Origin of the sequence: Pantoea sp. EKM20T (genome assembly GCF_011800485.1) — a bacterium.
In the GTDB taxonomy this organism is placed as follows: Bacteria; Pseudomonadota; Gammaproteobacteria; order Enterobacterales; family Enterobacteriaceae; genus Pantoea; species Pantoea agglomerans.
This window is the reverse complement of the sequence record NZ_JAALFW010000004.1, coordinates 261,466-284,337: the sequence shown is the minus strand read 5'-3', so window position 1 is coordinate 284,337 and position 22,872 is coordinate 261,466. Positions and strand designations below refer to the sequence as shown.

17 protein-coding genes are annotated in these 22,872 nt (G+C 54.5%); 7 read left to right on the top strand and 10 right to left on the bottom strand.

From position 1 onward, the window contains the following. Window positions 1-43 precede the first annotated feature (43 nt). On the top strand, window positions 44-427 hold the full coding sequence (locus HFD94_RS09610) for a response regulator transcription factor (RefSeq protein ID WP_010670332.1): 384 nt from the start codon (window positions 44-46) through the stop codon (window positions 425-427). Further along, entirely contained in the window at window positions 427-5,967 is a 5,541-nt protein-coding gene (locus HFD94_RS09605) for an AAA family ATPase (RefSeq protein WP_167433078.1), read from the top strand. Before HFD94_RS09610 ends, HFD94_RS09605 begins: the two co-directional genes overlap by 1 nt. Before the next feature lie 29 nt (window positions 5,968-5,996). Here the strand turns inward: HFD94_RS09605 and HFD94_RS09600 are convergent, their stop codons facing one another. After that, the gene (locus tag HFD94_RS09600; RefSeq protein WP_033760375.1) at window positions 5,997-6,617 is read right to left on the bottom strand and encodes a response regulator transcription factor; all 621 of its coding nucleotides are present in this window, start codon (window positions 6,615-6,617) and stop codon (window positions 5,997-5,999) included. Between the two features lie 821 nt (window positions 6,618-7,438). Here HFD94_RS09600 and fdhF point away from each other — a divergent pair. Next, a complete protein-coding gene (gene fdhF / locus HFD94_RS09595; RefSeq protein WP_167433077.1) occupies window positions 7,439-10,411 on the top strand; it encodes a formate dehydrogenase subunit alpha in 2,973 nt (990 codons plus the stop codon). Next, window positions 10,411-10,896 (top strand): DUF1641 domain-containing protein, encoded by a 486-nt coding sequence (locus tag HFD94_RS09590; RefSeq protein ID WP_060679143.1) that lies wholly within the window; start codon window positions 10,411-10,413, stop codon window positions 10,894-10,896. The genes fdhF and HFD94_RS09590 overlap by 1 nt, the downstream gene beginning before the upstream one ends. 16 nt (window positions 10,897-10,912) lie before the next feature. Here HFD94_RS09590 and HFD94_RS09585 read toward each other — a convergent pair whose 3' ends face one another. Together HFD94_RS09585 and HFD94_RS09580 are read right to left on the bottom strand one after the other, a co-directional pair. Next, entirely contained in the window at window positions 10,913-11,323 is a 411-nt protein-coding gene (locus tag HFD94_RS09585) for a GFA family protein (protein WP_033769017.1), read from the bottom strand. A 156-nt stretch (window positions 11,324-11,479) separates the two neighbouring features. Then, complete coding sequence (locus HFD94_RS09580) at window positions 11,480-12,250, bottom strand: DeoR/GlpR family DNA-binding transcription regulator (protein WP_033760386.1); 771 nt, start codon at window positions 12,248-12,250, stop codon at window positions 11,480-11,482. 120 nt (window positions 12,251-12,370) lie between these two features. Between HFD94_RS09580 and HFD94_RS09575 the strand changes: the two genes are divergently transcribed. After that, window positions 12,371-13,522: an MFS transporter gene (locus tag HFD94_RS09575; RefSeq protein ID WP_061703458.1), complete on the top strand. Its 1,152-nt coding sequence runs from the start codon at window positions 12,371-12,373 to the stop codon at window positions 13,520-13,522. Window positions 13,523-13,604: 82 nt separating this feature from the next. Here HFD94_RS09575 and HFD94_RS09570 read toward each other — a convergent pair whose 3' ends face one another. The 4 genes from HFD94_RS09570 to HFD94_RS09555 form a co-directional block, all read right to left on the bottom strand. Next, complete coding sequence (locus tag HFD94_RS09570) at window positions 13,605-14,246, bottom strand: NrsF family protein (protein WP_061703459.1); 642 nt, start codon at window positions 14,244-14,246, stop codon at window positions 13,605-13,607. Beyond that, on the bottom strand, window positions 14,233-14,787 hold the full coding sequence (locus tag HFD94_RS09565; protein ID WP_010247151.1) for a sigma-70 family RNA polymerase sigma factor: 555 nt from the start codon (window positions 14,785-14,787) through the stop codon (window positions 14,233-14,235). The genes HFD94_RS09570 and HFD94_RS09565 overlap by 14 nt, the downstream gene beginning before the upstream one ends. A 71-nt stretch (window positions 14,788-14,858) precedes the next feature. After that, window positions 14,859-16,100: a protein-disulfide reductase DsbD gene (locus HFD94_RS09560; RefSeq protein WP_061703460.1), complete on the bottom strand. Its 1,242-nt coding sequence runs from the start codon at window positions 16,098-16,100 to the stop codon at window positions 14,859-14,861. A 24-nt stretch (window positions 16,101-16,124) separates the two neighbouring features. Then, entirely contained in the window at window positions 16,125-16,682 is a 558-nt protein-coding gene (locus HFD94_RS09555; protein ID WP_010670341.1) for a peroxiredoxin, read from the bottom strand. 366 nt (window positions 16,683-17,048) lie between these two features. Between HFD94_RS09555 and HFD94_RS09550 the strand changes: the two genes are divergently transcribed. Together HFD94_RS09550 and HFD94_RS09545 are read left to right on the top strand one after the other, a co-directional pair. Further along, window positions 17,049-18,257, top strand: a complete 1,209-nt coding sequence (locus tag HFD94_RS09550) for an aldose 1-epimerase family protein (RefSeq protein WP_167433076.1) — start codon at window positions 17,049-17,051, stop codon at window positions 18,255-18,257. A gap of 250 nt (window positions 18,258-18,507) precedes the next feature. Then, the gene (locus HFD94_RS09545) at window positions 18,508-19,563 is read left to right on the top strand and encodes an alpha/beta fold hydrolase (protein ID WP_082787936.1); all 1,056 of its coding nucleotides are present in this window, start codon (window positions 18,508-18,510) and stop codon (window positions 19,561-19,563) included. Here HFD94_RS09545 and HFD94_RS09540 read toward each other — a convergent pair. From HFD94_RS09540 to HFD94_RS09530, 3 genes are all read right to left on the bottom strand, one after another. Then, a complete protein-coding gene (locus HFD94_RS09540; RefSeq protein ID WP_061703463.1) occupies window positions 19,505-20,542 on the bottom strand; it encodes an AraC family transcriptional regulator in 1,038 nt (345 codons plus the stop codon). The two genes, HFD94_RS09545 and HFD94_RS09540, sit on opposite strands and share 59 nt — an antisense overlap. Window positions 20,543-21,029: 487 nt before the next feature. Then, window positions 21,030-21,422 (bottom strand): DUF4440 domain-containing protein, encoded by a 393-nt coding sequence (locus tag HFD94_RS09535; RefSeq protein WP_167433075.1) that lies wholly within the window; start codon window positions 21,420-21,422, stop codon window positions 21,030-21,032. Next, complete coding sequence (locus HFD94_RS09530; protein ID WP_167433074.1) at window positions 21,419-22,798, bottom strand: MFS transporter; 1,380 nt, start codon at window positions 22,796-22,798, stop codon at window positions 21,419-21,421. Before HFD94_RS09530 ends, HFD94_RS09535 begins: the two co-directional genes overlap by 4 nt. Window positions 22,799-22,872 lie beyond the last annotated feature (74 nt).

Sequence of the window (22,872 nt, the reverse complement as noted above, 5' to 3'; positions counted from 1 at the left end):
GTCCTCGCGTGCCGTACGATGAGGCGTTTCAGAGGATAACTGCATGGCGCTGTCACAGCGTATTGTCATTGTGGACGATGAACGCGCGGTCCGCAGTGGACTCAGCAATCTGTTGCATTCAGACGGCTATTCGACCCGACTATTTGAGTCAGGTGAGGCGCTGCTGAGCGATGACGATGCGCTTTCAGAGGTAGGCATGCTGATCATCGATGTCGGACTCAAGGGCATGTCCGGCTTTGAGCTATTCACTATTTTGAAACAGCGGGCAGGTCTGCCACCGGTGATTTTTATCTCGGCAGATCTGGAAGAGACCACCCTGTGGTATGCCATTGCCTTGGGTGCCGTGACTTTTTTGCGAAAGCCGATTGATGTTGATACGCTGCTGACACTGATCCGTTGCGAGTTATCTCAGGGAAAGGTGCGCTGATGAGCATGCTTTCGGTTAATTTTCAGGAGAGTGATGACGCAGGGATCGCGATTGAAGATTTCGACACGCTGACGCCGCTGGCGCAGGATGGCTGCCTGCTCTGGATGCTGGCGCGCCGTCACTCAGGTGAGTCGCTGATAATCGCCACTGGACAGAGTGACGACGTCACGTTTCAGGCGACGCAGCGGCTGAAAAATGAACGAGCGCTGGCTGCTTATCTTTCGCCCCGCTGGGCCATCACCGCGACGGGCACCACCCGTTACCTCAACCGCTATGCGCTGATCTACCCCACGTTTCCGTTTCGCAGCCTGGCGAATAACCTCGCGACCCCTCCCGATGAAATCGCTGACTTCCTGCAGGTTGCATTGCAGCTTTGCTACACGCTCGGTCAGGCGCATCATCAGGGCATCGTGCATGGGGATATCAAGCCGGGCCATTTTTTTATCAGTGACGAGGGCCGGTTCCGGCTGGGCGGGTTTGGTCTCGCCTCGCTGGCAGCGCAATCGGCGGAAAAAAACAGCCTGCGCGTCTCTGGCGGTACGCTGGCCTATATGTCACCTGAACATACCGGCCGCACGCCGCATCCGGTCAGTAGCCTCAGCGATCTCTACAGTCTGGGTGTCGTGCTGTATGAATATCTCACCGGTAAGTTGCCGTTTGGCTCACCGGATGCGGGGGAGGCGGAGTGGATTCATCATCACATCGCCAGTGCACCCCGGCCAGCCGGACAGGTCAGAGAGGATGTGCCGCCGATGCTCTCTGTGATTCTGCTGCGTCTGCTGGCAAAGTCACCTGCTGACGGGTATCAGACCGTGCAGGGGCTGATGGCTGATTTACGCCGCTGTCAGGCGACGCTGACCGCAGAAAACACCATTGCGCCGTTCACGCCCGGTCTGCAGGAGCGGTTCAGCACCAGTTTCCGGCCCGAGACACTCTTCACGCAACATCCGCAGGCTCGCGTGCTGCTGACGACGCTGGATGCGGTCAACCGTACCGGCACGCAGAGCCTGGTGATGCTGAGCGGTTCCCCCGGCTCGGGTAAGTCCGCCATTATCGCTTCCGCACTGAAAACCCTGCAGCACCGACAGATTCTGCTGGCCGCCAGCAAGGCCGATCAACATTCGCCTGCAGCACCTTATGCCGCAGTCGCCTCAGCGTTTCGCACGGTCACGCTTTATCTGCTGGGATTGTCAGCCCTGGAGCTAAGCAAATGGCGGGTTCGCCTGTTGCGCTTGCTGGGTGGCTATACCGATTTAGCCATTGAGCTGGTGCCTGAACTAAAACAGCTGCTGAATATCCGGACGGTGCAGCCGGTGGTGCGCCATGCCCCGGACGCCCGCGAGCAGTTTAATCAGATGGCGTCTGCGCTTATCCAGGCCTTTGCCACGCCGGGCCGTCCGCTGGTGATGCTGATTGATGATGTTCACTGGGCAGACAATGCCACGCTGCAACTGCTGGAAAATCTGATTACCCGTAATGAGCATCTGCCTTTTATGCTGGTGCTCGCCTTCCGGGAGGGTGAGTCGATGCCCTGTCCGATGATTGCCGGGTTTCTGCTGCGCCTCAGAGCATCAGCGGCACGGGTCGTGGCGCTGACGCCGCAGCCGCTCAGTGTTAAAAGCATCACCCGCTGGCTGGCGGGGATGCTGCATACCCGTCCCGGCGGCAATCGTGAGCTGGCACAGATTATCTTTGAGAAAACCGGCGGTAATCCACTCTCGATGCAGGAGTTCTTCCGTCAGGCGGTGGATGATGGGGTGATTGTCTATCGTCAGAACCCGCTGAAGTGGCATTACGACAGCCAGGCGCTGATTGCGCGTCAGTACACCGACAATGTGGCGACGCTGGTATTAAATCAGCTGGCGCGGATGCCGGAGGCTACACGCCAGCTGCTGGGTTCGCTGGCCTGTCTGGGGGCCAGCGGTGAACTGTCGCTGTTAAGTCATATCAACGCGACGTCCGTATCGCGGATTCAGCAGCAGCTTGAGCCTGCCGTCAGCGGCCGTTTTATAACCCTGACTGGCGGGAACTACGCCTTTACCCACGACCGCGTGCATAACGCAGCGTTTTTACTGCTCGACCTCCGGCAGCAACACTCTCTTCATCAGCAGGCGGCGGCATGGCTGTCGGCCGCGGTTGTCAATGCCGATCACAGTGAGACGCTGTTCCGCGCGGCTTATCACATCGGCATGATTGCTGAACTGCCGCTAAGTGTCGCAGATCGTGAACGCTATTATCCCCTCTGTTTACATGCTGCGCAGGGAGCGAAACGTGCCGGAGATTATCTCTCGGCGCTGCGCTATCTGCGCAGCGCCCAGCAACTCAGCCAGCGGATGGTGACCGGCAATGACTTTATGCTGGGCATCGATGAGGCGGAGTGCGAATTTCTGCACGGTAATCTCACGACCGCGCAAAAGCTTTGTACCCGACTGCTGAGTGAGCCAGGCACGCTCAGTGAAAAATCGATGGCAGCCTGTCTCTCTGCTGAAATTCATATGCGTCAGTCCGACAACCATCTGGCGCTGGAAACTGCGCTCGCCTGGCTGGCAGTATTTGGTGTGCATCTCAGGCGTGATCCGGACGACGCGGAGATTGACGCCGCCTGGCAGGCGATCAGGGCGCGGATCGGCGATTCTCCGCAAGCGGCTTTTTTCCACCTGCCACGCAACACCGATCAGGAAACTGAGTCGGTGCTGAACCTGATGGCCAGCACCATCTTTGTCTCCGCCTACGACTGCCCGCAGCTGCATCTGTTGCTGGTCTGCCGGATGCTGGAGATGACGCTGGATCACGGCGTGACCGGTGCTTCTGCGTTTGGTCTCGCCTGGTTCAGCGTACTGATCAGCGAACGCTATCAGGCCTGGCATTTTGGCTATGCCTGTGGTCGGGTGGCCCGTGAGCTGGTGGAGCGGCATGACTTTACCCGCTACAAAGCCCGCACGCTGCTGCCTCTGGATCAGCTGGGGATCTGGACGCAGCCGCTGGATGTCGCCGTAGAAAGTGCCCGTGAAAGTTTTCGCGTCGCGGTGATGCACGGAGACCGTTCCTTTGCCTGCCTCTCGTTGCGTCATCAGATCATGAACACGCTGACACGCGGCGATCATCTGGAGTCGGTCATGACCTCCATTGAGCGAGGACTCGCTTTTACCCGCAAAACCTTTTATCCCGATGTTGAAAACGTGCTGGTCATGCAGAAGCAACTGGTGATGCAACTGCGGAACAGCAACGGGTTCAGGGCAGGCGATCGCGATGGCGCTTTGCCGATGGTGGCGGGCAGCGAGCCGGGCGTGATCTCTGGCCCAAAAGCGATGGTGCTGTTCTGGGCGGGGTTGTATCGGGGAATGGCACATTTCTTTGCGGCAGAATACCGGGAGGCGCTGCGCTGTTTTGCAGAAATTCGTCCGCTGACCAGCGCAGTGCCCGCTTACATCTACCTGATGGATATGCATTTTTACAGCGCACTATCGCTAAGCCTGCAGCCCGGTGCGGCTGACAGCAACACGCTGCGCTGCGATCTGGACAAATTTGCGGGCTGGGCCGACCTCAATCCCGGACTCTTTGCTGATAAATATGCCCTGCTCAGGGCAGAGTGTGCCCGTCTTGCGGGCAACACGGGCGAGGCGCTGAAACAGTATGAAAATGCGATCTGTCTCTCCCGCCAGGGGGGATATCTGCACATTCATGCGCTGGCGAATCAGCTGGCTGGCCGCTACTGCAAAGCATTACAGCTAGATACCGCCGCCGATGCCTACGTTAAAGCGTCGATGAGAAGCTGGGAGAGCTGGGGCGCGCTGGCGATGGTGCGCCAGCTTGAGCAGCACTATCCGCATCTGACCACGCCGATTCAAAACAGTGCAGTGGCGACCATTCCCTTTACGCAGGATGCCTCGTTCTACGACATGGAGAGTGTGCTGACCGCCGTGCGCGCCCTGACGGAGGAGATCAACCTTGATCGGTTGATTCATACCCTGATGCGCATCCTGCTGGAGCGGGCCGGTGCCCAGCGCTGTCGGCTTATCCGGATTCTGGATGGTACGCTTCCGGAAACGCAGGCCTGGGCAGAAAGCACGGCTGATGGCGTGCGGGTGCAGATTGTCAAAGAGCGCCCCGTCGCAACTGACCTGCCGCTATCGGTACTGGCCGCGGTGATCCGTACCGGTCAGGAGATACGTACTGGCAAGCCGGAAGAGTTCAGTCCGTTCAGTCAGGATCCTTACCTGGTGGCCTCGGGCGCTGCGGTGTTATGTGTTCCGATGTTCAGGCAGGCCAATATGGTTGGGGTGCTCTATCTGGAGAATCGCCTGATGCCCGATGCGTTCACGGCTGAGCACTCCCACATTGTTAAAACGTTGAGTGCTCAGGCGGCAGTTTCGCTGGAGACGGCGCGCCTCTACGCTGAACTGCTGGAGGAGAACAACCATCGGCGACGGGTTGAGAAGCAGCTACGCGCCAGCAAAACCTCGCTGATGCTCGGCGAGAAGATCAGCCATACCGGCACCTGGCGCTGGGAAGTGGCAGAGGACATGATGATGGTGTCTGAAGAATATGGCCGTATTCTGGGCCTGCCAGCCCATCAAAAAGGGTTGTCGATGGCAGATTTTCTGACCCGCGTTCATCCCGATGATTATGAATGCATCAGCGAACTGGTGACGCACAGCGTCAGTCAGGGACGTAGTATGCAGGCTGAGTTCCGTGTGCTCAGGCCGGATGGTGAATGCCGTTACATCAAAGGTATCGGAGAGCCGGTAGAAAACTTCCCCGAGGTGAAAGAGTACTTCGGCACCATTTCCGATATCACCTCGCAGCGCCAGGCAGAAGATGCCGCGCGCATGGCACAGGCGGATCTGGCCCGTGTAACGCGCGCCACCACAGTCGGGCAACTGACTGCCTCAATCGCCCACGAAATTAACCAGCCACTGATGTCGATCGTGGCCAATGCCGGTGCCAGCCTGCGCTGGTTAAAGCGTGAACCGGTGATGCTGGAGAATGCCAGCAGCAGTCTGGATGAAATTATCAAAGAGGGAAAACGTGCCGGAGAGATAATTCGTGGCCTGCAGGCGCTGACCCGCAATCATGAATCGAGCTTTGCCTCGGAAAACCTGCATCTGATCGCCCGCGATATCCTGGCGCTCTCCAGAGTGGAGCTGGAGCGACGCGGAATTTCGATGGAGCTGAAACTGAGGGCCGGAAAGGCGGATATCTATTGCGACCGCGTTCAGATTCAGCAGGTGCTGCTGAATCTGGTAATCAATGCCATCGATGCCATGTCCGACGATTTACCACGCGCGGCGCTTTTGCGGCTGACGTCAGAGAACCCGACGCCGGACACGCTGCGTTTTGAGGTGCTGGATAGCGGCTGCGGCTTGCCGGATGGCGTGCGTGAACGGATCTTTGAGTCGTTCTACACCACGAAGAAAAGTGGCATGGGCATGGGATTAACCATCAGCAAAGGGATTATCAAAAAGCATTGTGGTGAATTAGGCGCAGAGAACCGGGCGGAAGGCGGCAGCCGTTTCTGGTTCACTCTGCCACTGGGATAATCGTATTGAGGCCAGGTGTCTGCCTGGCCTTAGCGGCGTCGGGTATGATCAATATTGAGCCGCTCTGCCGCCCGCACCAGATCGGTGAGCGACCGCGCCTTCATCTTCTCCATCACCCGCCGCTTGTGAACTTTAGCTGTGATCTCACTGACGCCCATTTCGGCGGCGATCTGCTTATTCAGCAGGCCGCTAATCGCCAGCAGCATGACCTCGCTTTCACGCGGTGTCAGGGTCTGATGTCGCTCCAGTATCTCCCTTCGCTCCTCGGAAGAGGCCATATTCTGCCCGGCGATCTGTAAGGCTTCTGCAACCGCCTGCAAAATACGATCGGGATCGACAGGTTTAGTCAGAAACTCATAAGCACCGGTTTTCATCGCCCGCACTGTGACCGGAATAGTCCCGAAGCCGGTTAAGAAGATAGTGGGAATGGCGTAGCCACGATCGATCAATGCCTGTGCGACATCAAATCCATCTGCACCAGGCAGATTAATATCCAGAATCAGGCAACAGGGAAGGGGAGTAAAAGCGTGAGCCAGGAAATCATCAGCCGAAGAAAAAGAGATAACCGTGTAATCGTCGGCAGTGAGCAGATTACGCAGTGCAGCAGTCACAGCAGCGTCGTCGTCAACGATATAAACGATGGGATTCATAGGGACCTCATTTCAGCCAGGTATTTACTGATAATTTAATTAAGCATGACGCGTAAAGAGGCCCTGATGAGAAAGTGTCGGGCAGGGTTAACAGGATATTACCATAACAGTTATCATTATCATCTTATAATTATCAGCTTGTTAAAATTAAGATAAATGGCTGATAGATATGACTAAAATGTGAGCGTCAACTCTGGGGTGGAGCGCCACTGTTCTGGGCGTAAATGCTGATAACTGTCATTTGATCGACATAGCTATGCCATAAATTGTTCGCTCACTCACGGGCAGGAGAATAGTCCCGTTTAATAGCTAAAATAATCCATAAACCCGTTATCCAGATTAAATCGTTTCAGCCTGATATGCACTGGAATAAGTTAGTGGCGGTACGTAATTAATTCGGAAGTAGTCTGTTAACTCGCGGCGGTCCTGATAATTAATTTGCCTGAGGGCAAAACGACGGATTGATAAGCGTACCGATCTTTACCCTGCGTCTTATAGCGAAATAAGCTAGTTGATTATATAGTTACAACATACATTATGTTTGGTTATTAACCCTAAACTTCACCATTGTGCGGCCAATGCTTATCAACGCGAAGCCTCTGTGCCAGATTCTGACGATTAGCCGGGTAAAACCTGACCCGTTTTTACCCGGTAAGAAGTCATTACATTTAAAAAAGCCTTACCTGTCAGCGAGTAACCTTGATAAGCGTAGCGGTATTCATGGCGTGGCTGCTAATCCTCACTAAGCTTGTGAAGCAACCCTTTAAATAGAGGGAGATTTTCCATTCGGTAGCTCGTCGCAATGTCGTCATGAGGCTTATATGAGTCAAAATTACTGCACCATTATCTACAATGGTGAACGGTTAAAAGGGTTAGCTGATCAACCGCTAATCGATTTTCTGGATGCTCAAGGGAAAAAACTACCTCATGTCTGTTACCACCCGGCGTTGCCGCCGCTGCAAAGTTGTGATGTCTGCTGGGTAGATGCCAACGGCGAGCGGGTTCGCGGCTGCACGCTCCGCACTGAAGAGGGGCTGGAGGTGCAGAGTGAAGGCAGTGCGCTTAAGGCCGCGCAGCAGGAGGGAATGGATCGGCTGCTCAATCGTCATGAGCTTTACTGTACCGTCTGTGAACACAACACCGGTGACTGCACGCTGCATAATGCCGTGGCAGATATGCACATTCCGATTCAGTACTATCCTCATGAGCCCAAGCCCTACACAAAAGATCATTCCAATCCGTTTTACACCTACGATCCTGACCAGTGCATCTTATGCGGTCGCTGTGTCGAGGCGTGTCAGAATGTCGAGGTCAATGAGACGCTGTCGATTGACTACACCCAGGCGCATCCTCGCGTGCTCTGGGATGGCGGAACGGAAATCGCCGGTTCCAGCTGCGTCAGCTGCGGACATTGCGTCACAGTTTGCCCGTGCAATGCGCTGCTGGAAAAAACCATGCAGCCAGACGCAGGCCCCTTTACCGCGATGGATGAAGGGCTGAAGCGTCCGCTGATCGACTTTGTTAAAACGCTGGAAAACAGCATCGGCATGGAGCCGATTACCGGCGTTTCGAAAATCGATGTGGCGCTGCGCCAGTCGGAGATCAAACGCACCAAAACCGTTTGCACCTATTGCGGTGTGGGCTGCAGCTTTGAGATCTGGACCCGCGACCGCCATATCCTGAAAGTTCAGCCGGTCGCCGAAGCCCCGGCCAACGGCATCTCGACCTGCGTTAAAGGTAAGTTCGGCTGGGACTTCGTCAACAGCCCTGAGCGCCTGACTACGCCGTTGATCCGCGAGAATGGCCACTTCCGGCCTGCCAGCTGGGATGAAGCTTTGCAGCGGGTAGCCGAAGGATTACAGGGTATCGCTCAGAATTATGGAGGCGATGCGATTGGCTTTATCGGCTCCAGCAAGGCCAGCAATGAAGAAGCCTATCTGACCCAAAAAATCGCCCGTTTAATTTTTGGCACCAACAACGTTGATAACTCCTCGCGCTATTGTCAGAACCCGGCCACAGAAGGACTGTTCCGCACGGTGGGCTACGGCGGAGATGCCGGGACGATTAAGGATCTGCAACAGACCGATTTGATCGTGCTGGTCGGCAGCAACCTGGCCGAGAACCATCCGGTCATTGCTTCTCACATCAAACAGAGCCACAAACATCGCGGTCAGAAACTGCTGGTCGTTGATCCGCGCCGTCATGAAATGGCGGAACGTGCTGACTGTTATCTGCGCATCCGACCGGGTACTGACCTGGTCTGGGCCTCGGCGATGGCAAAATATATGTTCGATCACGGTTATGCGGATGAGGCTTTTCTGGCCCAGCGGGTCAACCAGGTTGATGAGTACCGCGCGTCACTCGCTCCCTTTACGCTGGCCTTTGCCAGTGAGACATGTGGACTGAGTGAATCAGAACTGATTGAAGCAGCGGAAATGATCGGCCAGGCGGGCAGCGCCTGTGTGTTGTGGGCGATGGGAATTACCCAGCACAGCCATGGCGCTGACACCAGTACAGCGCTGTCGAACCTGCTGCTGGTCACCGGCAACTATGGCCGGCCTGGCACCGGCGGTTATCCGATGCGCGGACACAACAACGTACAGGGCGCCAGCGACTTTGGCTGCCTCAGTAATCTCTATCCCGGCTATGAAAAAGTCACTGACCCAGCAGTGCGCGAAAAATGGGCGCGTGCCTGGGGCATCTCGCCTGAAGCGCTTTCCGATCAGCCTGGTGCAGATAATTTCAAAATGGTGCAGCAGGCCGGTGAAGGCAAAATTCGTGCGATGTATATCACCGGTGAAGAGACGGCGTTTGCGGATGCCGATGCCACTTCGGTGCATGCCGCCTTCAGCAAGCTGGAATTTATGGTCGTACAGGACATTTTTATGTCACGCACAGCCGAATTTGCCGATGTGGTGCTGCCCGGTGCGCCCAGCGTGGAGAAAGAGGGCACGTTTGTGAACACCGAGCGGCGGATACAGCACTTTTCACCCGCCATGAAGACGCTGGGTGATTGTCGGCCCGACTGGGAGATCTTTACCGATCTCGCCGCCCGTCTCGGTCATCCGTGGCATTACCCGAACCCAGGCGCGATTATGGCGGAAGCGGCAGGCATCGCAGAGATTTTCGCGGGTGTCAGCTATGAGCAACTGGTCGGCTGGCAGTCCCAGCTCTGGCCCGTCAGCGCCGCAGGCAAAAGCACGCCGCGACTCTACACGGAACGGTTTAATTTCCCGGATGGCAAAGCGCGACTCTATCCGCTGAGCTGGCAGCCGCCCACGGAGCAGGAGGATTCACAGTATAATCTGCTGCTGAATAATGGCCGGATGCTGGAGCATTTCCAGTCGATGAATCAGACCGGGCAGGGCGGCCGCATGATGTCGCTGTCGCCTAATGCCTTTGTTGAGATTTCACCAGAGCTGGCCGCCGAGCGCGCGCTAAACGAAGGAGAGTGGGTGCGCATTACCTCGCGGCGCGGATCGCTGGATGTGCCTGTCGTGATCACTGAGCGTGTGGCAGGCAACGTGCTGTTTATGCCGATTCATCATGGCAAAGATGGCGTCAACGCCCTGACCGGCGAACATCACGATCCCGACGTCAACACACCGGCTTATAAAGAGATTGCCGTAAATATGAAGCGTGTCGATCGCCGGTCGCAGCCTAATCCGGTGCCACTACACAATTTCCGTCACGGCAGTCGTACGCCACTGGATCACCTGCCGATAGAGCAAAAATGGCAGCAGGCAGGCTATCGGGAACCGCCTGAACATGTCGAAAAACCGGAGAAATTCTAATGGCAGAACGGATGAAATATCAGGTCCCGCCAACACGCACTGAGCCGACCGCCCGGGAGGCGATGGATGAGCTAATCGAAAATCTTCACCAGCACGGTTTTCTGCGGCTGGCGAACGACCTGGTTAAATCAAATAGCGAGGTGGGGAAAATCCTGGTTTCGGGCCTTAATCAGCCGGGTACGCAGAACGCGCTGCAGAATCTCTCGCTACTGATGATGACGCTGGGCAGCGTGCCGCCAGAACGGTTTAATCATCTGCTGTTGGCCGTTCGCGATGCCGCGATGGCCGTTAAACCGGCGCGCGATGAGGCCCGTCAGGATAAAGCCGCGCCGGGCATCCGCGGCATTATCCGGTTACTCAATGATGAGGATCTGTGGCGCGGACTGCGCCCCATCTTCGCGGCGCTTGAAGTCTTCTCACAACAGATCGACCGTGAAGAGCAGAAGCCGATTACCCGCTTCAGTGGTAAGCCCACACGGGAGTAGTTCAGCCTGCGATCGTTCAGGATTGCGTGGGGGTGTAGATCAGATGACCGGCTACACCGCCCGCGCCGCCATCTTTTGGATGATTGATACCATCGGAGACCGGGACATCGGTGAAATCAAACGGCGAAACCCCCTCAAGGCAGGCGACATTCACCCCGAACTGATCGGGCTGTGAGCGACTCTGATGAAAGGTGTAAATGCCGCAAACGGAACAGAAGTAGTGGCCCACCTCTTTGCTGTTGAAACGATACTCTGTGAGCTGCGCTTCACCGCGGGTCAGCTCCACCTTTGTCGCAAATACCACCACCGCGCCGCGCATCCGGCAAAACGAGCAGTTGCAGCGGCGCACCGTATTAAATCCATCCTTCAGCGTCACCCGGTACGCCACCGCGCCACAGTGGCATTGTGCTGTCATTTCATTTTGCATCGTGATCTCCTGTGTAGTGAAACCCGCCAGCTTTCAGCCTACGCCAAAGCCTGGGATTTGGCAGCATCGGTTGCGGATTTGTCGACCATTAGTACAGCCAGGGCAGGGTGCGTTTATCGGGTTCGTCTGCGACATGATTTATTTCATCACCCCGTATCAGACAGTAATAAGCGTTATCTCTTCCGCTTCAAACGCCTCAAGCAGTTCTTTATCGAGCTTCTCTTCCACGACGAGCGTTGAGATTTCACGGCATTTCGCCACGCTGAATCGCGCTACTGCGGGGATTTTATCCGCTGTCAGCCCGACAATGATCTGATTGCTTTGCGCCATGGCAACTTTCTTGAATTCGCAATCCGCATAGTTAAAACCGGTCAGACCGGCCTCCGGACTCATGGCACAGCCGCCAATAAACGCCTGATCAAACAGAATCCCCTGGATCTGGTTGATCGCGGTTTGCCCGACCGCGCCGCCGGTGCTCTTCTGTATCTGCCCGCCCAGCATAATCACCTCCGCAGCAGGATGGTTGATCAGTAGCGCAGCAATATCGGGTGCATTGGTGACGACGGTGATATTCAAATCTGGTGATAGCGCCTGTGCCAGCGCCAGATTGGTTGTACCGGCATCAATAAAGATGCAGCTATTGGCTTTCACCAGGCTGGCACAGCGCTGCGCGATCAGGGCTTTTGCTGCGTGATCGTGAGCTTTCCGGCTGACAAAGCTGCCCGCCTCCTGCAGCTGTAACACCGCACCGCCATAGACCTTTTTACATAAACCCTCTTTACTGAGTTCATGGAGATCGCGGCGGATAGTGTGCTCTGACACGGCCAATTGCCTTGCAAGGTCAGCGCAGACTACCCGTCCTTTGTCCTGCAATATCTCACGAATCAGCGCTTGTCGCTGCTGCGGGAAAGCTGCATAATCGAGCATATAAACCTCAAAATATTCACAATCGAGCTATAGTGAGCATAATCGTTCACTGCCGGGCAGGGAGTCAATAGCGATCTCTCGGTCCTGTCAGCTCTCCCCGACATCCCTGAAAGGAATGCAATGGCTAATAACGTCTCTTCCACGCTGGCAACACGCATCATCTTTTTTATAGCCGGATTTATAACCGCGACCTGGGCGGTGATTGTGCCCTTCGCCCGCGGCAATACCGGCGTTAATGAGGCGCAACTCGGCACCTTGCTGCTTTGTCTTGGCGTCGGCGCGCTGATTGCGATGCCGGTGACGGGCTGGCTGACCAGCCGCTTTGGCTGCCGCCGGGTGATTCTGGTCGCTGTCGCGCTGGTCATCATCAGTACGCCATGGCTGTCGGTGCTCAGCGACCCGCTGTTGCTGGCGCTGGCGTTGCTGGTTTTTGGCGTCGGCATCGGAGTAACCGACTGCGCCATGAACATCCAGGCGATTCTGGTGGAGAAGCAGGCGGAAAAGCCAGTCATGTCAGGCTTTCACGGCATGTACAGCGTGGGCGGCATTGCCGGGGCGGGCTTTATGACGCTGCTGCTGGCGATGGGTTTTAGCGTACTGACCGGCTGTTTGCTGGCAGTTGTGGCAGTGATTATCATGACGCTGGTCAGCGCATCGGGCTTACTGACCTACGCGAACCCCGCTGAAGGCCCGGTGTTTGCTGTTCCGCGCGGCAGCGTACTGATTATCGGCATCATCTGCTTTGCCGTCTTCCTGACCGAAGGCACCGTGCTGGACTGGAGTGCTGTCTATCTGACCGACGTCCGGGCCATTCCGGCATCACTGGGCGGACTGGGCTATACCTGCTTTGCCATTGCGATGACCGTGGCGCGTCTGACCGGGGATCGGATTATCTCATCGCTGGGACGTTTACCGGTTGTGCTGGGCGGCGCACTGATTGCCGCCGCTGGCATGGCGATGGTGACCTTTATCGCCTCCTGGCCGATGGCGTTGCTGGGCTACACCCTGGTCGGCGCAGGCTGCGCCAATATCGTGCCGGTAATGTTCTCCGCCGCCGGACGTCAGACGGTGATGCCGCAGGCGGTCGCCGTGCCTGCCATTACTACTCTGGGCTATCTGGGGGTCCTGAGCGGGCCAGCCGTGATTGGCTACGTGGCGCATTACACACATCTCGCTTTCTCGTTTTCACTGATTATGGCGCTGATGCTGGTTGTCGGTGCGGTCTCTCTGACCCTGGATCTGGGCCGTAGCCGCGCGGGGGAGAATGCATAAAATTACCCAGTCCGCGCTCCTGACAGAATTTGATTGAACGGGGCGCGGAGTCATCTTCAGGAGGAACGGAAGCGGCGTGCCATTACTCTCCCAGCCTGACCCAGCGGCGGCCTGCCAGCACCGTCATCGCCACGATGGTGATGCCCGCAGCCAGATGCATAGAAAAATCGATGGCGTGCAGATGGGTATCGTGGCACAACGACAGCAGCATCGATGAGGTAAACGCACTGCCGCAGCCGCTCAGCGCCAGACTGCGCGCGGGATAGAGGGATCGGGTGCGCTGCAGGGCGAACACGGACATCAGCATCATCGGGACACTGGCCGACAGCATAAACAGATAGCAGTGCATCCCTTCACCCAACCGGTTCGCGCCCGATGGCGGTGCTGAAGATGACATATTGATCAGATTCAGCACCAGCCACATCATCGCCATCAGCAGCGGCCAGCGCAGGCTGATCGGTTTTCTGCCTGCAATACTCAGCGTAAAGGCTGCCGCCAGCGTGCTGCCCGCGATGATGAGTGACAGCAGCAGGGCAACCAGCGCGAAAAACGCGCCAGGCTGCGACCAGTCAGTGAAACGGCTGTGAAATGCCCAGCTGGTCAGCGCGCCACAGGGCAGGGCAAGGGCAATCCAACCCGCAACGCGCCAGGCGGTGGGCCAGACGCGCTGCACCGGCTGGGCAGACGCGCTGAGCTGATTAATTAACTGGTCATGATTTCTCATGATGACCCCGTCCATATTTACGAAGGTTGACCATTGCGCGATGCAACAGAGATTTAACCGCAGAGAGCGACTGATTAGTTTCAGCTGCTGCCTGCGCCAGGCTCTGCTCGCGCAGATGCACAGATTCGACGATCTCCCGCTGGCGCAGCGGAAGGTTATCCAGATAACCGGAGAGGATATCCGTATCGGCTGAGGACTCTGCACTTGCAGCGGGTTGTCGTTGCAGCTCTTCCTCATCCTGTACTTCCTGGCGACGGCCGCGATGGCGCAGCGCATCTATGGCCCGGGCAGAGGCGATGGCAGCAACCCAGGGGAGTATCGGACGCTGCGGATCGTAGGTATGCCGCACCCGATGAATCGCCAGCAGCGTCTCCTGAATGACATCCTCAACCAGTCCCTCATCACGGATTTTTTTGCATACCAATGCCCGGATGGCAGGAACCATCGCTTTCAGTAACTGGTTATAGGCAGCTCTGTCACCCGCCTGCGCCCGGGCCATTAATGCTGGCCACTGCTGTGCGCGTTGATCAGTTTCTGGCATCGATCATCAGCAGTTCAGCATGCTGTCGCCGCGCCCTGGCCACGCGCCAGGCAATCGTTTCATCAGTAATCTCAAGATTTATTTCCTTTTTCTGTTGCCTGATTCAGCGCTGAAATCACAATGCCAGGCGTCAGCACCTGGGGCAGTACCTCAGGTTTACCGCCGTCAGCCGGATAGACCACGTAGAGCGGTAATCCACCGCGTCCGAAATCGCTCAGCGCCTGTTCAACATCGGGATTGTATTTGGTGGAATCCGCGACCATATAAATGGTGTTGGTTCGCGCCATCGCCGCTTTTACCGCCTGCGTCGAAAGCGAAGTACGATCGTTAACCTGGCAGGTAATACACCATGATGCGGTAAAGTTCACCAGTATTGGCTTGCCCTGACCTTTGATGGCATCAACGTTCTGAGGCGACCACGCCACAGCGGCGGCAGCCTTTGAGGCGGTTGCCGTTTCAGCCGGAGCTTCGGCAAACCTGTTCAGGTTCAGTAACGGCACCACGACCAGCGCAAGGAAGAATGCGGTCGCCACATGCAGCACCCAATGACGCTGTCCCATCATACGGCGTTTCTGCGCCATGCCATACAGCCAGGCGGCGAAACTAAACAGTAAACAGCAGGCCAGAATGGCAGCCAGCGCCGCCGATCCCGCCTGGCGTTCAAGTACCCAGATCAGCCAGCCCACCGCGCCCAGCATGGGAAACGCCAGCCCCTGCTTTAACGTAATCATCCAGGCACCCGGCTTTGGCAAAATCCGCGCCAGCACCGGGAAGAATGAGATGAGAGTGAAGGGCGCAGCAAAGCCCAGCGCCAGTGAAATAAAGATCACCAGACTGATTAGCGGAGGCTGGGTAAGCGCATAGCCTACCGCGCTGGCCATAAAGGGCGCGCTGCAGGGAGTGGCGACAATGATGGCCAGCGCGCCAGTCAGAGCTGAACCGACTAAACCACCGCGATCGCCTCCCACTTCGCCAACCCGCTGAACCGATAATCCTACTTCAAACAGACCGAGCAGGTTCAGTGCCGACCCAAGCATCACCAGAATCAGCGCGGCGATGACCAGCGGCGATTGCAGCTGGAATCCCCAGCCCACCGATGCACCGCCCGCCCTGGCCAGCAACAGAACTGCGGTCAGAGCGACCATCGTCACGACTACGCCCAGCAGAAAGGCCAGGCCTTCGGCTCTGGCGTGGGAAGGTGATTCGTGATGGCGGATCAGGCTCAGTGCTTTCAGCGAGATCACCGGAAACACGCAGGGCATGAGGTTCAGAATAATGCCGCCCAGGAAGGCGGCTGCAATCGCAGTCAGCATGATGTACCTGCTCTGAAGATGAAGTTATGCCGGATTGGCCTGACGGTATTTTTTAACGGCATCCATCGCTTTCTGGATATGCGTATCAGGATTTTTATCGGTGAAGCTCAGCAGGATTTTGCCATCGGGCGCAATCACGTAAGAGGTGCGGTCTGAGAGTTTCTGACCTTTCATCTCCATGGTGCTCTTATATTCTGCCGCCACTTTGGCACCGGGATCGGCTGCGACGGTAAATTTGTCACGGCATTCAAGCTGCGAAAATTTCGCAATCTGATCGGTATTACCCGCCGTCACGCCAATGACGGTCGCACCCTGCTTTTTAAATTCATCGGTCGCTTCAGCAAAATCGTGTGCTTCCAGCGTACAGCCTGCACTGAAAGCAGCAGGGAAGAAGTAGAGGACAACCGGGCCTTTCTGCAGCGCCTGTTGCAATGAGAAGGTGGTCGATTTACCGGCCAGCGCGGCTTCCAGTTTAAAGTCTGGTGCTTTTTCACCGACCTGTAACGCTGCAAAAGCAGATGTTGCCGGAACACTCAGTGCCAGCAGTGTAGCGACGGCCAGGGTTTTCAGGGTGTTTTTCATTGGCTTTACTCTCTCCATTGACGAACAGACGGAGTTGTCTGACGTCCCTGATAACAGGTTCGTTTAAAAATAGAAAAAGTTGCGCGGTTGAAGATTTTTTTTAAATTTTTTTTAATTGTGCTTCATCAGCCATCTTTTATCAGATCCCTCATTTTGAGCTGAATCGAATAAAGCTAATGTCAGCAAATTTCATCTGGTTCGCTGTATTTATTCCTCTCTGGCCGTAACCACTGTGATTTGGCCCACAATAATAGGGCTAACTCACTGCCTTTTCTCAACAGGTGAGCATCATCACGTTTATCTTCAGTCCCATTAAGTAAATTTCCCTTACGGAATGAAAAAACGATTCAGCCAATGGGATGACATATGAAGATTAAACTGGCGTTAACGGTACTGGCAGTGCTGGTTTCAGGTTCTGCAGCGGCGAAAACCTGGGTGCTGACGAGTGCTGAACAGGGCACCGAGCAGGGAAACTGGAAGATTTCCAGCAGTGAGCTGAAGTCTCAGGGCAAACCGTTCAGCATCGAACAGAAAGTCCTGCATGGCGGCAAGCAGGAAGGCAGTAAAATACTGACGATCCGCAGTGAGGATGGCCTGACGATTACGCTAAGCCCGACACGTGGCATGAACTTACTGCGTGTTGAAGGCTTTGGCACCCGCATGGGCTGGGATTCACCGGTTAAAGAGGTCGTCAATCCTGCCTACATCAATCTTGAGAGCCGCAACGGTCTGGGCTGGCTGGATGGTTTCAACGAGATGATGGTGCGCTGCGGCTACGAATGGACCGGCCATCCGGTCACCGATGAAGGCCGAATCTATACGCTGCACGGTAAAGCGGGGAATACGCCGGTTTCTCAGCTGGAAGTTGAAGTGGCAGATGCGGCACCACACGAAATTCGTATTCGCGGCCTGATTAAAGAGAGCACCTTTAAGAAAGCTGATTTGCAGACCATGACCGAGCTGCGTTACGTGCCAGGCAGCAACAGTTTCAGCCTGCATGATGTGTTAACCAACCACGCCGACTATCCGCACGATTACCAGATCATCTATCACAGCAACTTCGGCAAACCGATTCTGGAAGAGGGCGCACGCTTCCTGGCGCCGATGTCCGGCATCAGCCCATTCAATGACTACGCGAAAGCCGGGTTAAAAGAGTGGCAGACCTATAAAGGTCCGACCAAAGACTTCGATGAGATGGTGTTCAACATCAAGCCACTTTCAGACAGCAATCATCAGACCGTCGCTGCGGTGATAAATAAAGCGGGCAACAGCGGCGCATCCATTCAGTTCGATACGCGTCAGCTCCCGATGCTGACCTTATGGAAAAATACCGACACCCTGAAACAGGGCTACGTGACCGGCATCGAACCTGGTACCAGTTACGCCTATCCGGTCACCATTGAACGTGAACAAAAACGTGTGAAGCAGCTGCAGCCGGGTGCGAGCACAACATTTGATCTGACGTACACCTTGCTGCACAGCAGCGAGCAGGTTAATGACGTTGAGAAACGCATTAAGGGCATTCAGGGTGAAACGAAGATTGATGTAAGCGAGACGCCGATAGCGAAAGAGTAACTGGAATGAATGAAATCCCGATGACGTGAAGTCGCGTGTCGGGATTTTTTTTAGATTTGAGAACGGATTTTATGACTTACAGGCTGCCGCGCCATGGATATTGCTGGTCGTGAGCGGCACCATAAAACTGAAGCAGACGGATAAATAATCACTGATTTTGCAAATTTGAAGACCTGGATCGTGTAAGAGGACGCATTCGTACGTTGTGGCAGATTACAAATATGTCTTCATTTATCACAGTAAGGCATCAATGATGTTCAGAACAGTGTTTATAGCAGCATCGGTATTACTTTTCTGCTGGCAGGTCCAGGCATCCCCGGGTTTTCGCCAGATGACAGTGTCAGACACCAAGGGAGATCCTCTGAAAGTAGCGGTGTGGTACCCGGCGATTCAGAATGGAGTAAGTGAAACTGTTGGAGAAAATGTCGCTTTTGTCGGCGTTGAGATTATCCGTAACGCCACACCCGTTTCGGGAACGCATCCACTTGTAGTGATTTCACATGGATTTAATGGAAGCTGGAAAAATCTTTCCTGGCTTGCTGCAGCGTTGGCCGCTCAGGGATACATTGTGGCTGCGCCTGATCACCCCGGTACGACAATCTTTAATCAGAATCCTGAAGACACCAGAAAACTATGGCGTCGTCCTGGTGAAATATCCCGGGTAATTGATTTCGTCGGTCGATCTTCTGACTTATCTGGCGCAGTAGATGATAAGCGCATTGCGGCTATTGGGCATTCTCTTGGAGGCTGGACAGTCATGTCGCTGGCTGGAGCGCGTTTTGATCCTTCGTTGTTCCTGAATGACTGTCAGCAGCATGTCCTTCGCGGGGACTGTAAGCTGACGACCAAACTTGGAATAGATGACGTTACTGCGCATAAACTTTTGTCATCTGACAATCTTGATACAAGAATCAAAGCCGTCGTGTCACTTGATGCTGGATTAGCGCCAGGTTTTACCCCTGCTAGCCTGAGCAAAATTAACATACCCGTGCTTATTCTCGCGGCCAGTAATGACAAGCTGGGTCAGTTGCCTGCTTCTGAGGAATCTGAGTATCTTGCTGATAAAATGCGCGGATCATTGCGACAATTCAGTATCATCAAGGGGGCGACTCATTTCAGTTTTATGCAGTTATGTAAACCAGGTGCAGAGAAACTTATTGACGATGAAACGCCGGGCGATGGCATTGTTTGTCAGGACGACAAGGGTGCTAGCCGATCAGAACTACATCAACTGATAACGACTAAAATCACACTTTTTCTGGATTCTGCACTGAGTTATCACGCGCCTGCTGACGAAATAGACTAGGGGAGAGGCCTGAAAGGCGCTGGAATTCACGATTGAAATTAGACTTAGTCATGAATCCGCACTCCAGCATGATATGAGTAACGGGCAAAGAAGTGTTAAGCAGTAGCTCTTTTGCCCGTTCAACCCTGAAACCATTGATCCACTGCGATACATTACACTGTTTAACCGAGTTAACGGCTGCAGAGAAATTACGGGCGGGTATGCCGGTTTTCCTTGCCAGTAGAGCAAGCGTCAAATCGGGATTCAGGTAGAGCTCTGTTTCATGGACCTGTTTTTCGAGCATCATATATAACTCAGTCATATCTGCCGCTGGAGCTTGATCATCGATCTTGTCTGTTTTTTGCCCGATAACAGGTTCAAAGCGCTGGGATGAGTTTAAAAAGCCGAAAATAATCGTGCCGACAATGGGCAAGAGCGCAAGTTGAGTGATGAGGATGATCGAAGTGGCATGTTTTCCACCGCTGATACCAAAGTCAGTTGCAATGAGAAGGTCTGTCAGCGCGGAGAGACACAGAAAGCTGCCTGCGAAAAAAGTCAAAGTATGATGCTGAGCTATTGCGCCAAGAGTATTGAGCCTTATAGGTTTTCCACTAATCACTGCTTTTCTTAGCAGGGCGAATCCATAGCTGAAAAAAAGCATACTGAGGATGAAGTCAGTAGCAGGTGCCCATACCAGCCTGATCACTAGCGATACTATTGCGGGTACAAGCAAAATCAGTAAGTCATGTTTACGTCTTTCTTCACTTAGCGGGACGAAACTGTGCCATGCAATGGCAGGTAAAAGCATTGCAAACACACTCTGCACATTTCTCAAAATCTCAGAGTCATACTCCCAGCGGATCGTATTAATCGAAATAAGAACGATGCAGGCAGAAAGAAAACGCAGCGTGCCGTTGTTACGTTGTTTTCCGGAATAGATTGTTGCCATCAGCAACAGCAGAGAAAGAAGTGTAATGACAGGAAAAGGCACTGAGAGCATGGGTGCAGAACCAGAGCAGCAAATTTCCTGAATGATTACACAATTGCCCGCGGGTTGTCTTGTTTGACAGGGGGCGTCAAATGCGGAGCTGGTGCTTTCATAAAGCGAGATTTCGCCATTATTTCAGCACTATCAAACTGATTAGCAGCAGACAGGATAAGAGGGGATGACTTCGTCAGTGTTAATTTAACATAAGATAGATTATGCGCACTTAAGACAAGGCGGTAACATAGAGGCTAAAGCTCTAATCTAACCTTATCCGGGCGCTTCAGACAACCTGCTGAAGCCCCTTGTATGAGTATGACGGCCTCTGGTGCGGAATTTTCACGATCAATAAAGCCGTCGCCTCACCACCACTGTAGCTCTCACGGCGATCGGTTCAGCATAGACAGCGGCGAGCATCGCTGGTTTAAGAAACGCGGTTCAGCCTGCACGCTGTTGCTCTCAACCCGTCGCGCCCTGACACACTGCGAATCGTCAGCCTCTATCACTGCGGCAATGAAGTCTCGTGCAGATGTCGCCACAAAACCTTGCCAGCATCATTTATCTCGAAGACAACCGTAGAAAACCGCAGCGTGGCATCCTGGCCCGGAAGCTGCTGCAACTCCTTATATACCACAATGGCGTTTCCTTCACTCTCAGCAACCATCTGCATGTCGCAGATATCAATCGCTAAACCCGGACGTGCACCGCGCTGAGTGCGGAAAAAACCATTTAGTGTCGTGAAATCCAGTAAGGCACCGCCCGGTGTCACCATAGAATATGCAGGACTAAAACGCGCTAAAAGTTCCTCACATACCTCATCATGTGCTTCTTTGTTACCCAGCCAGTTGCGAATCAATTCGTGGGCGTCCAGTACTTCCTTAAAATAACGGTTCATTTTTGGTCCCCTTTAAGCATAGAAATAACCTTCTGATTTGAAATGCGTAAACAGCACAGAAGCGGAATCACAGCGCTGAATGCCGCTATAACAAAACAGAGGTGATAAGCGTGTTCTTCAGGCATGCCGCTATTCGCAATCAGGTTGAACAGCAGGCTGACCAGCGTAACGCCGAGACAAAAACTGAGCTGGCGATTGATATTCCAGAGTGCGCTGGCATCAGCAAGTTCGCTGTCGGTGATGTGAATAAAAGCAGAACTCTGAGCCGTGCTGCTGCACAGGCTGCCGCCAAATCCCATCAAGGCGAAAGCAAGTACAAAGACTAAGGTGTCCGATGTCTGGCCAGTCAGCGCCAGCAGGCCAATACCCAGCGCCTGAAACAGACAGCCGGTGATAAATAGCGGGCGTGGTCCCCAGAGGTTGAACGTCTTACCTGTCAGACTAATTGCCGCAAAGGAAGCCAGAGACCATGGCAGCATGAGCGCACCGACAATGCTGCCATGCATACCTAATTGATTTTGCAGGTATAGCATAGTGATCATACTGACGCCGGTGAACACGCCTGGTATAAACTGATAGATCAGCATTGCTGTTTGTAAGAGCGGATCCTTTATCAGATGCAGGTTAATGAGTGGATGGCTTTTTCGAAGTGCGTCCCACACATAGCCCGCCAGAGTAAGGATGCCAGCAAGCAGCATCATCGCCCCCTGATAAAGCCTGTCAGCATCGCCCAGGTAAGTCAGCCCGAGAAGGATCAGCGTGAGCGCGGTACAACCACTGACTAAACCCACCATGTCCAGCGGGTCAGATGAGTTCGCCGGTTTGTCTGCTTTGAGCCAGCATCCCGCCAGCAGCAATGCCGCAACCGCGAGCGGCAGGCTCACAAGAAAAACCCAGCGCCAGCTAAGGCTCTCAACCACTATTCCACCAATAGCTGGCGACAAGGCGGGTGCCAGCAATGCAATTAACATCACGACTGACGATAACTTCGCACGTTCATTGCTCCTGTATAACGCATAGGTCATCGTCTGACCGATGGGTATCAACAGTCCGCCGCCGATGCCCTGTATCCATCGGAAGGCGATGAGCTGAGAAACTGTCGCTGATGCCCCCACACCACAGGTGCCCGCAATGAAAATAAGCAGTGAGAGCATGAACAGACGTTTTGCGCCCATGCGCCGTACCAGCCAGCTACTGAGCGGTATGACCAGCGTCAGGCCTAAGATGTAGCCATTACTGATCCATGCCAGCTGGCTAACGGGGGCATCAAAATGTCTGCCAATCTCTGGATAAGCAACATTGGCGATAAACATGTTGACCAGATCAATAAAAAATCCCAGCAAATAGACACTGGCTACGCGCACACGATAGCTCATTTTTTTCCCAGACAGATCAGCGTAAGGCGCGCAGTATAGGTGCTTAAATTATCGGGATAAATTCACTTTCTGTT

What these genes read in the sequence shown, in the direction of transcription:
- HFD94_RS09610 (WP_010670332.1), top strand. Translation starts at nt 44, where the DNA reads ATGGCGCTGTCACAGCGTATTGTCATTGTGGACGATGAACGCGCGGTC.
- HFD94_RS09605 (WP_167433078.1), top strand. Translation starts at nt 427, where the DNA reads ATGAGCATGCTTTCGGTTAATTTTCAGGAGAGTGATGACGCAGGGATC.
- HFD94_RS09600 (WP_033760375.1), bottom strand. Translation starts at nt 6,617, where the DNA reads ATGAATCCCATCGTTTATATCGTTGACGACGACGCTGCTGTGACTGCT.
- fdhF (WP_167433077.1), top strand. Translation starts at nt 7,439, where the DNA reads ATGAGTCAAAATTACTGCACCATTATCTACAATGGTGAACGGTTAAAA.
- HFD94_RS09590 (WP_060679143.1), top strand. Translation starts at nt 10,411, where the DNA reads ATGGCAGAACGGATGAAATATCAGGTCCCGCCAACACGCACTGAGCCG.
- HFD94_RS09585 (WP_033769017.1), bottom strand. Translation starts at nt 11,323, where the DNA reads ATGCAAAATGAAATGACAGCACAATGCCACTGTGGCGCGGTGGCGTAC.
- HFD94_RS09580 (WP_033760386.1), bottom strand. Translation starts at nt 12,250, where the DNA reads ATGCTCGATTATGCAGCTTTCCCGCAGCAGCGACAAGCGCTGATTCGT.
- HFD94_RS09575 (WP_061703458.1), top strand. Translation starts at nt 12,371, where the DNA reads ATGGCTAATAACGTCTCTTCCACGCTGGCAACACGCATCATCTTTTTT.
- HFD94_RS09570 (WP_061703459.1), bottom strand. Translation starts at nt 14,246, where the DNA reads ATGAGAAATCATGACCAGTTAATTAATCAGCTCAGCGCGTCTGCCCAG.
- HFD94_RS09565 (WP_010247151.1), bottom strand. Translation starts at nt 14,787, where the DNA reads ATGCCAGAAACTGATCAACGCGCACAGCAGTGGCCAGCATTAATGGCC.
- HFD94_RS09560 (WP_061703460.1), bottom strand. Translation starts at nt 16,100, where the DNA reads ATGCTGACTGCGATTGCAGCCGCCTTCCTGGGCGGCATTATTCTGAAC.
- HFD94_RS09555 (WP_010670341.1), bottom strand. Translation starts at nt 16,682, where the DNA reads ATGAAAAACACCCTGAAAACCCTGGCCGTCGCTACACTGCTGGCACTG.
- HFD94_RS09550 (WP_167433076.1), top strand. Translation starts at nt 17,049, where the DNA reads ATGAAGATTAAACTGGCGTTAACGGTACTGGCAGTGCTGGTTTCAGGT.
- HFD94_RS09545 (WP_082787936.1), top strand. Translation starts at nt 18,508, where the DNA reads ATGATGTTCAGAACAGTGTTTATAGCAGCATCGGTATTACTTTTCTGC.
- HFD94_RS09540 (WP_061703463.1), bottom strand. Translation starts at nt 20,542, where the DNA reads ATGCTCTCAGTGCCTTTTCCTGTCATTACACTTCTTTCTCTGCTGTTG.
- HFD94_RS09535 (WP_167433075.1), bottom strand. Translation starts at nt 21,422, where the DNA reads ATGAACCGTTATTTTAAGGAAGTACTGGACGCCCACGAATTGATTCGC.
- HFD94_RS09530 (WP_167433074.1), bottom strand. Translation starts at nt 22,798, where the DNA reads ATGAGCTATCGTGTGCGCGTAGCCAGTGTCTATTTGCTGGGATTTTTT.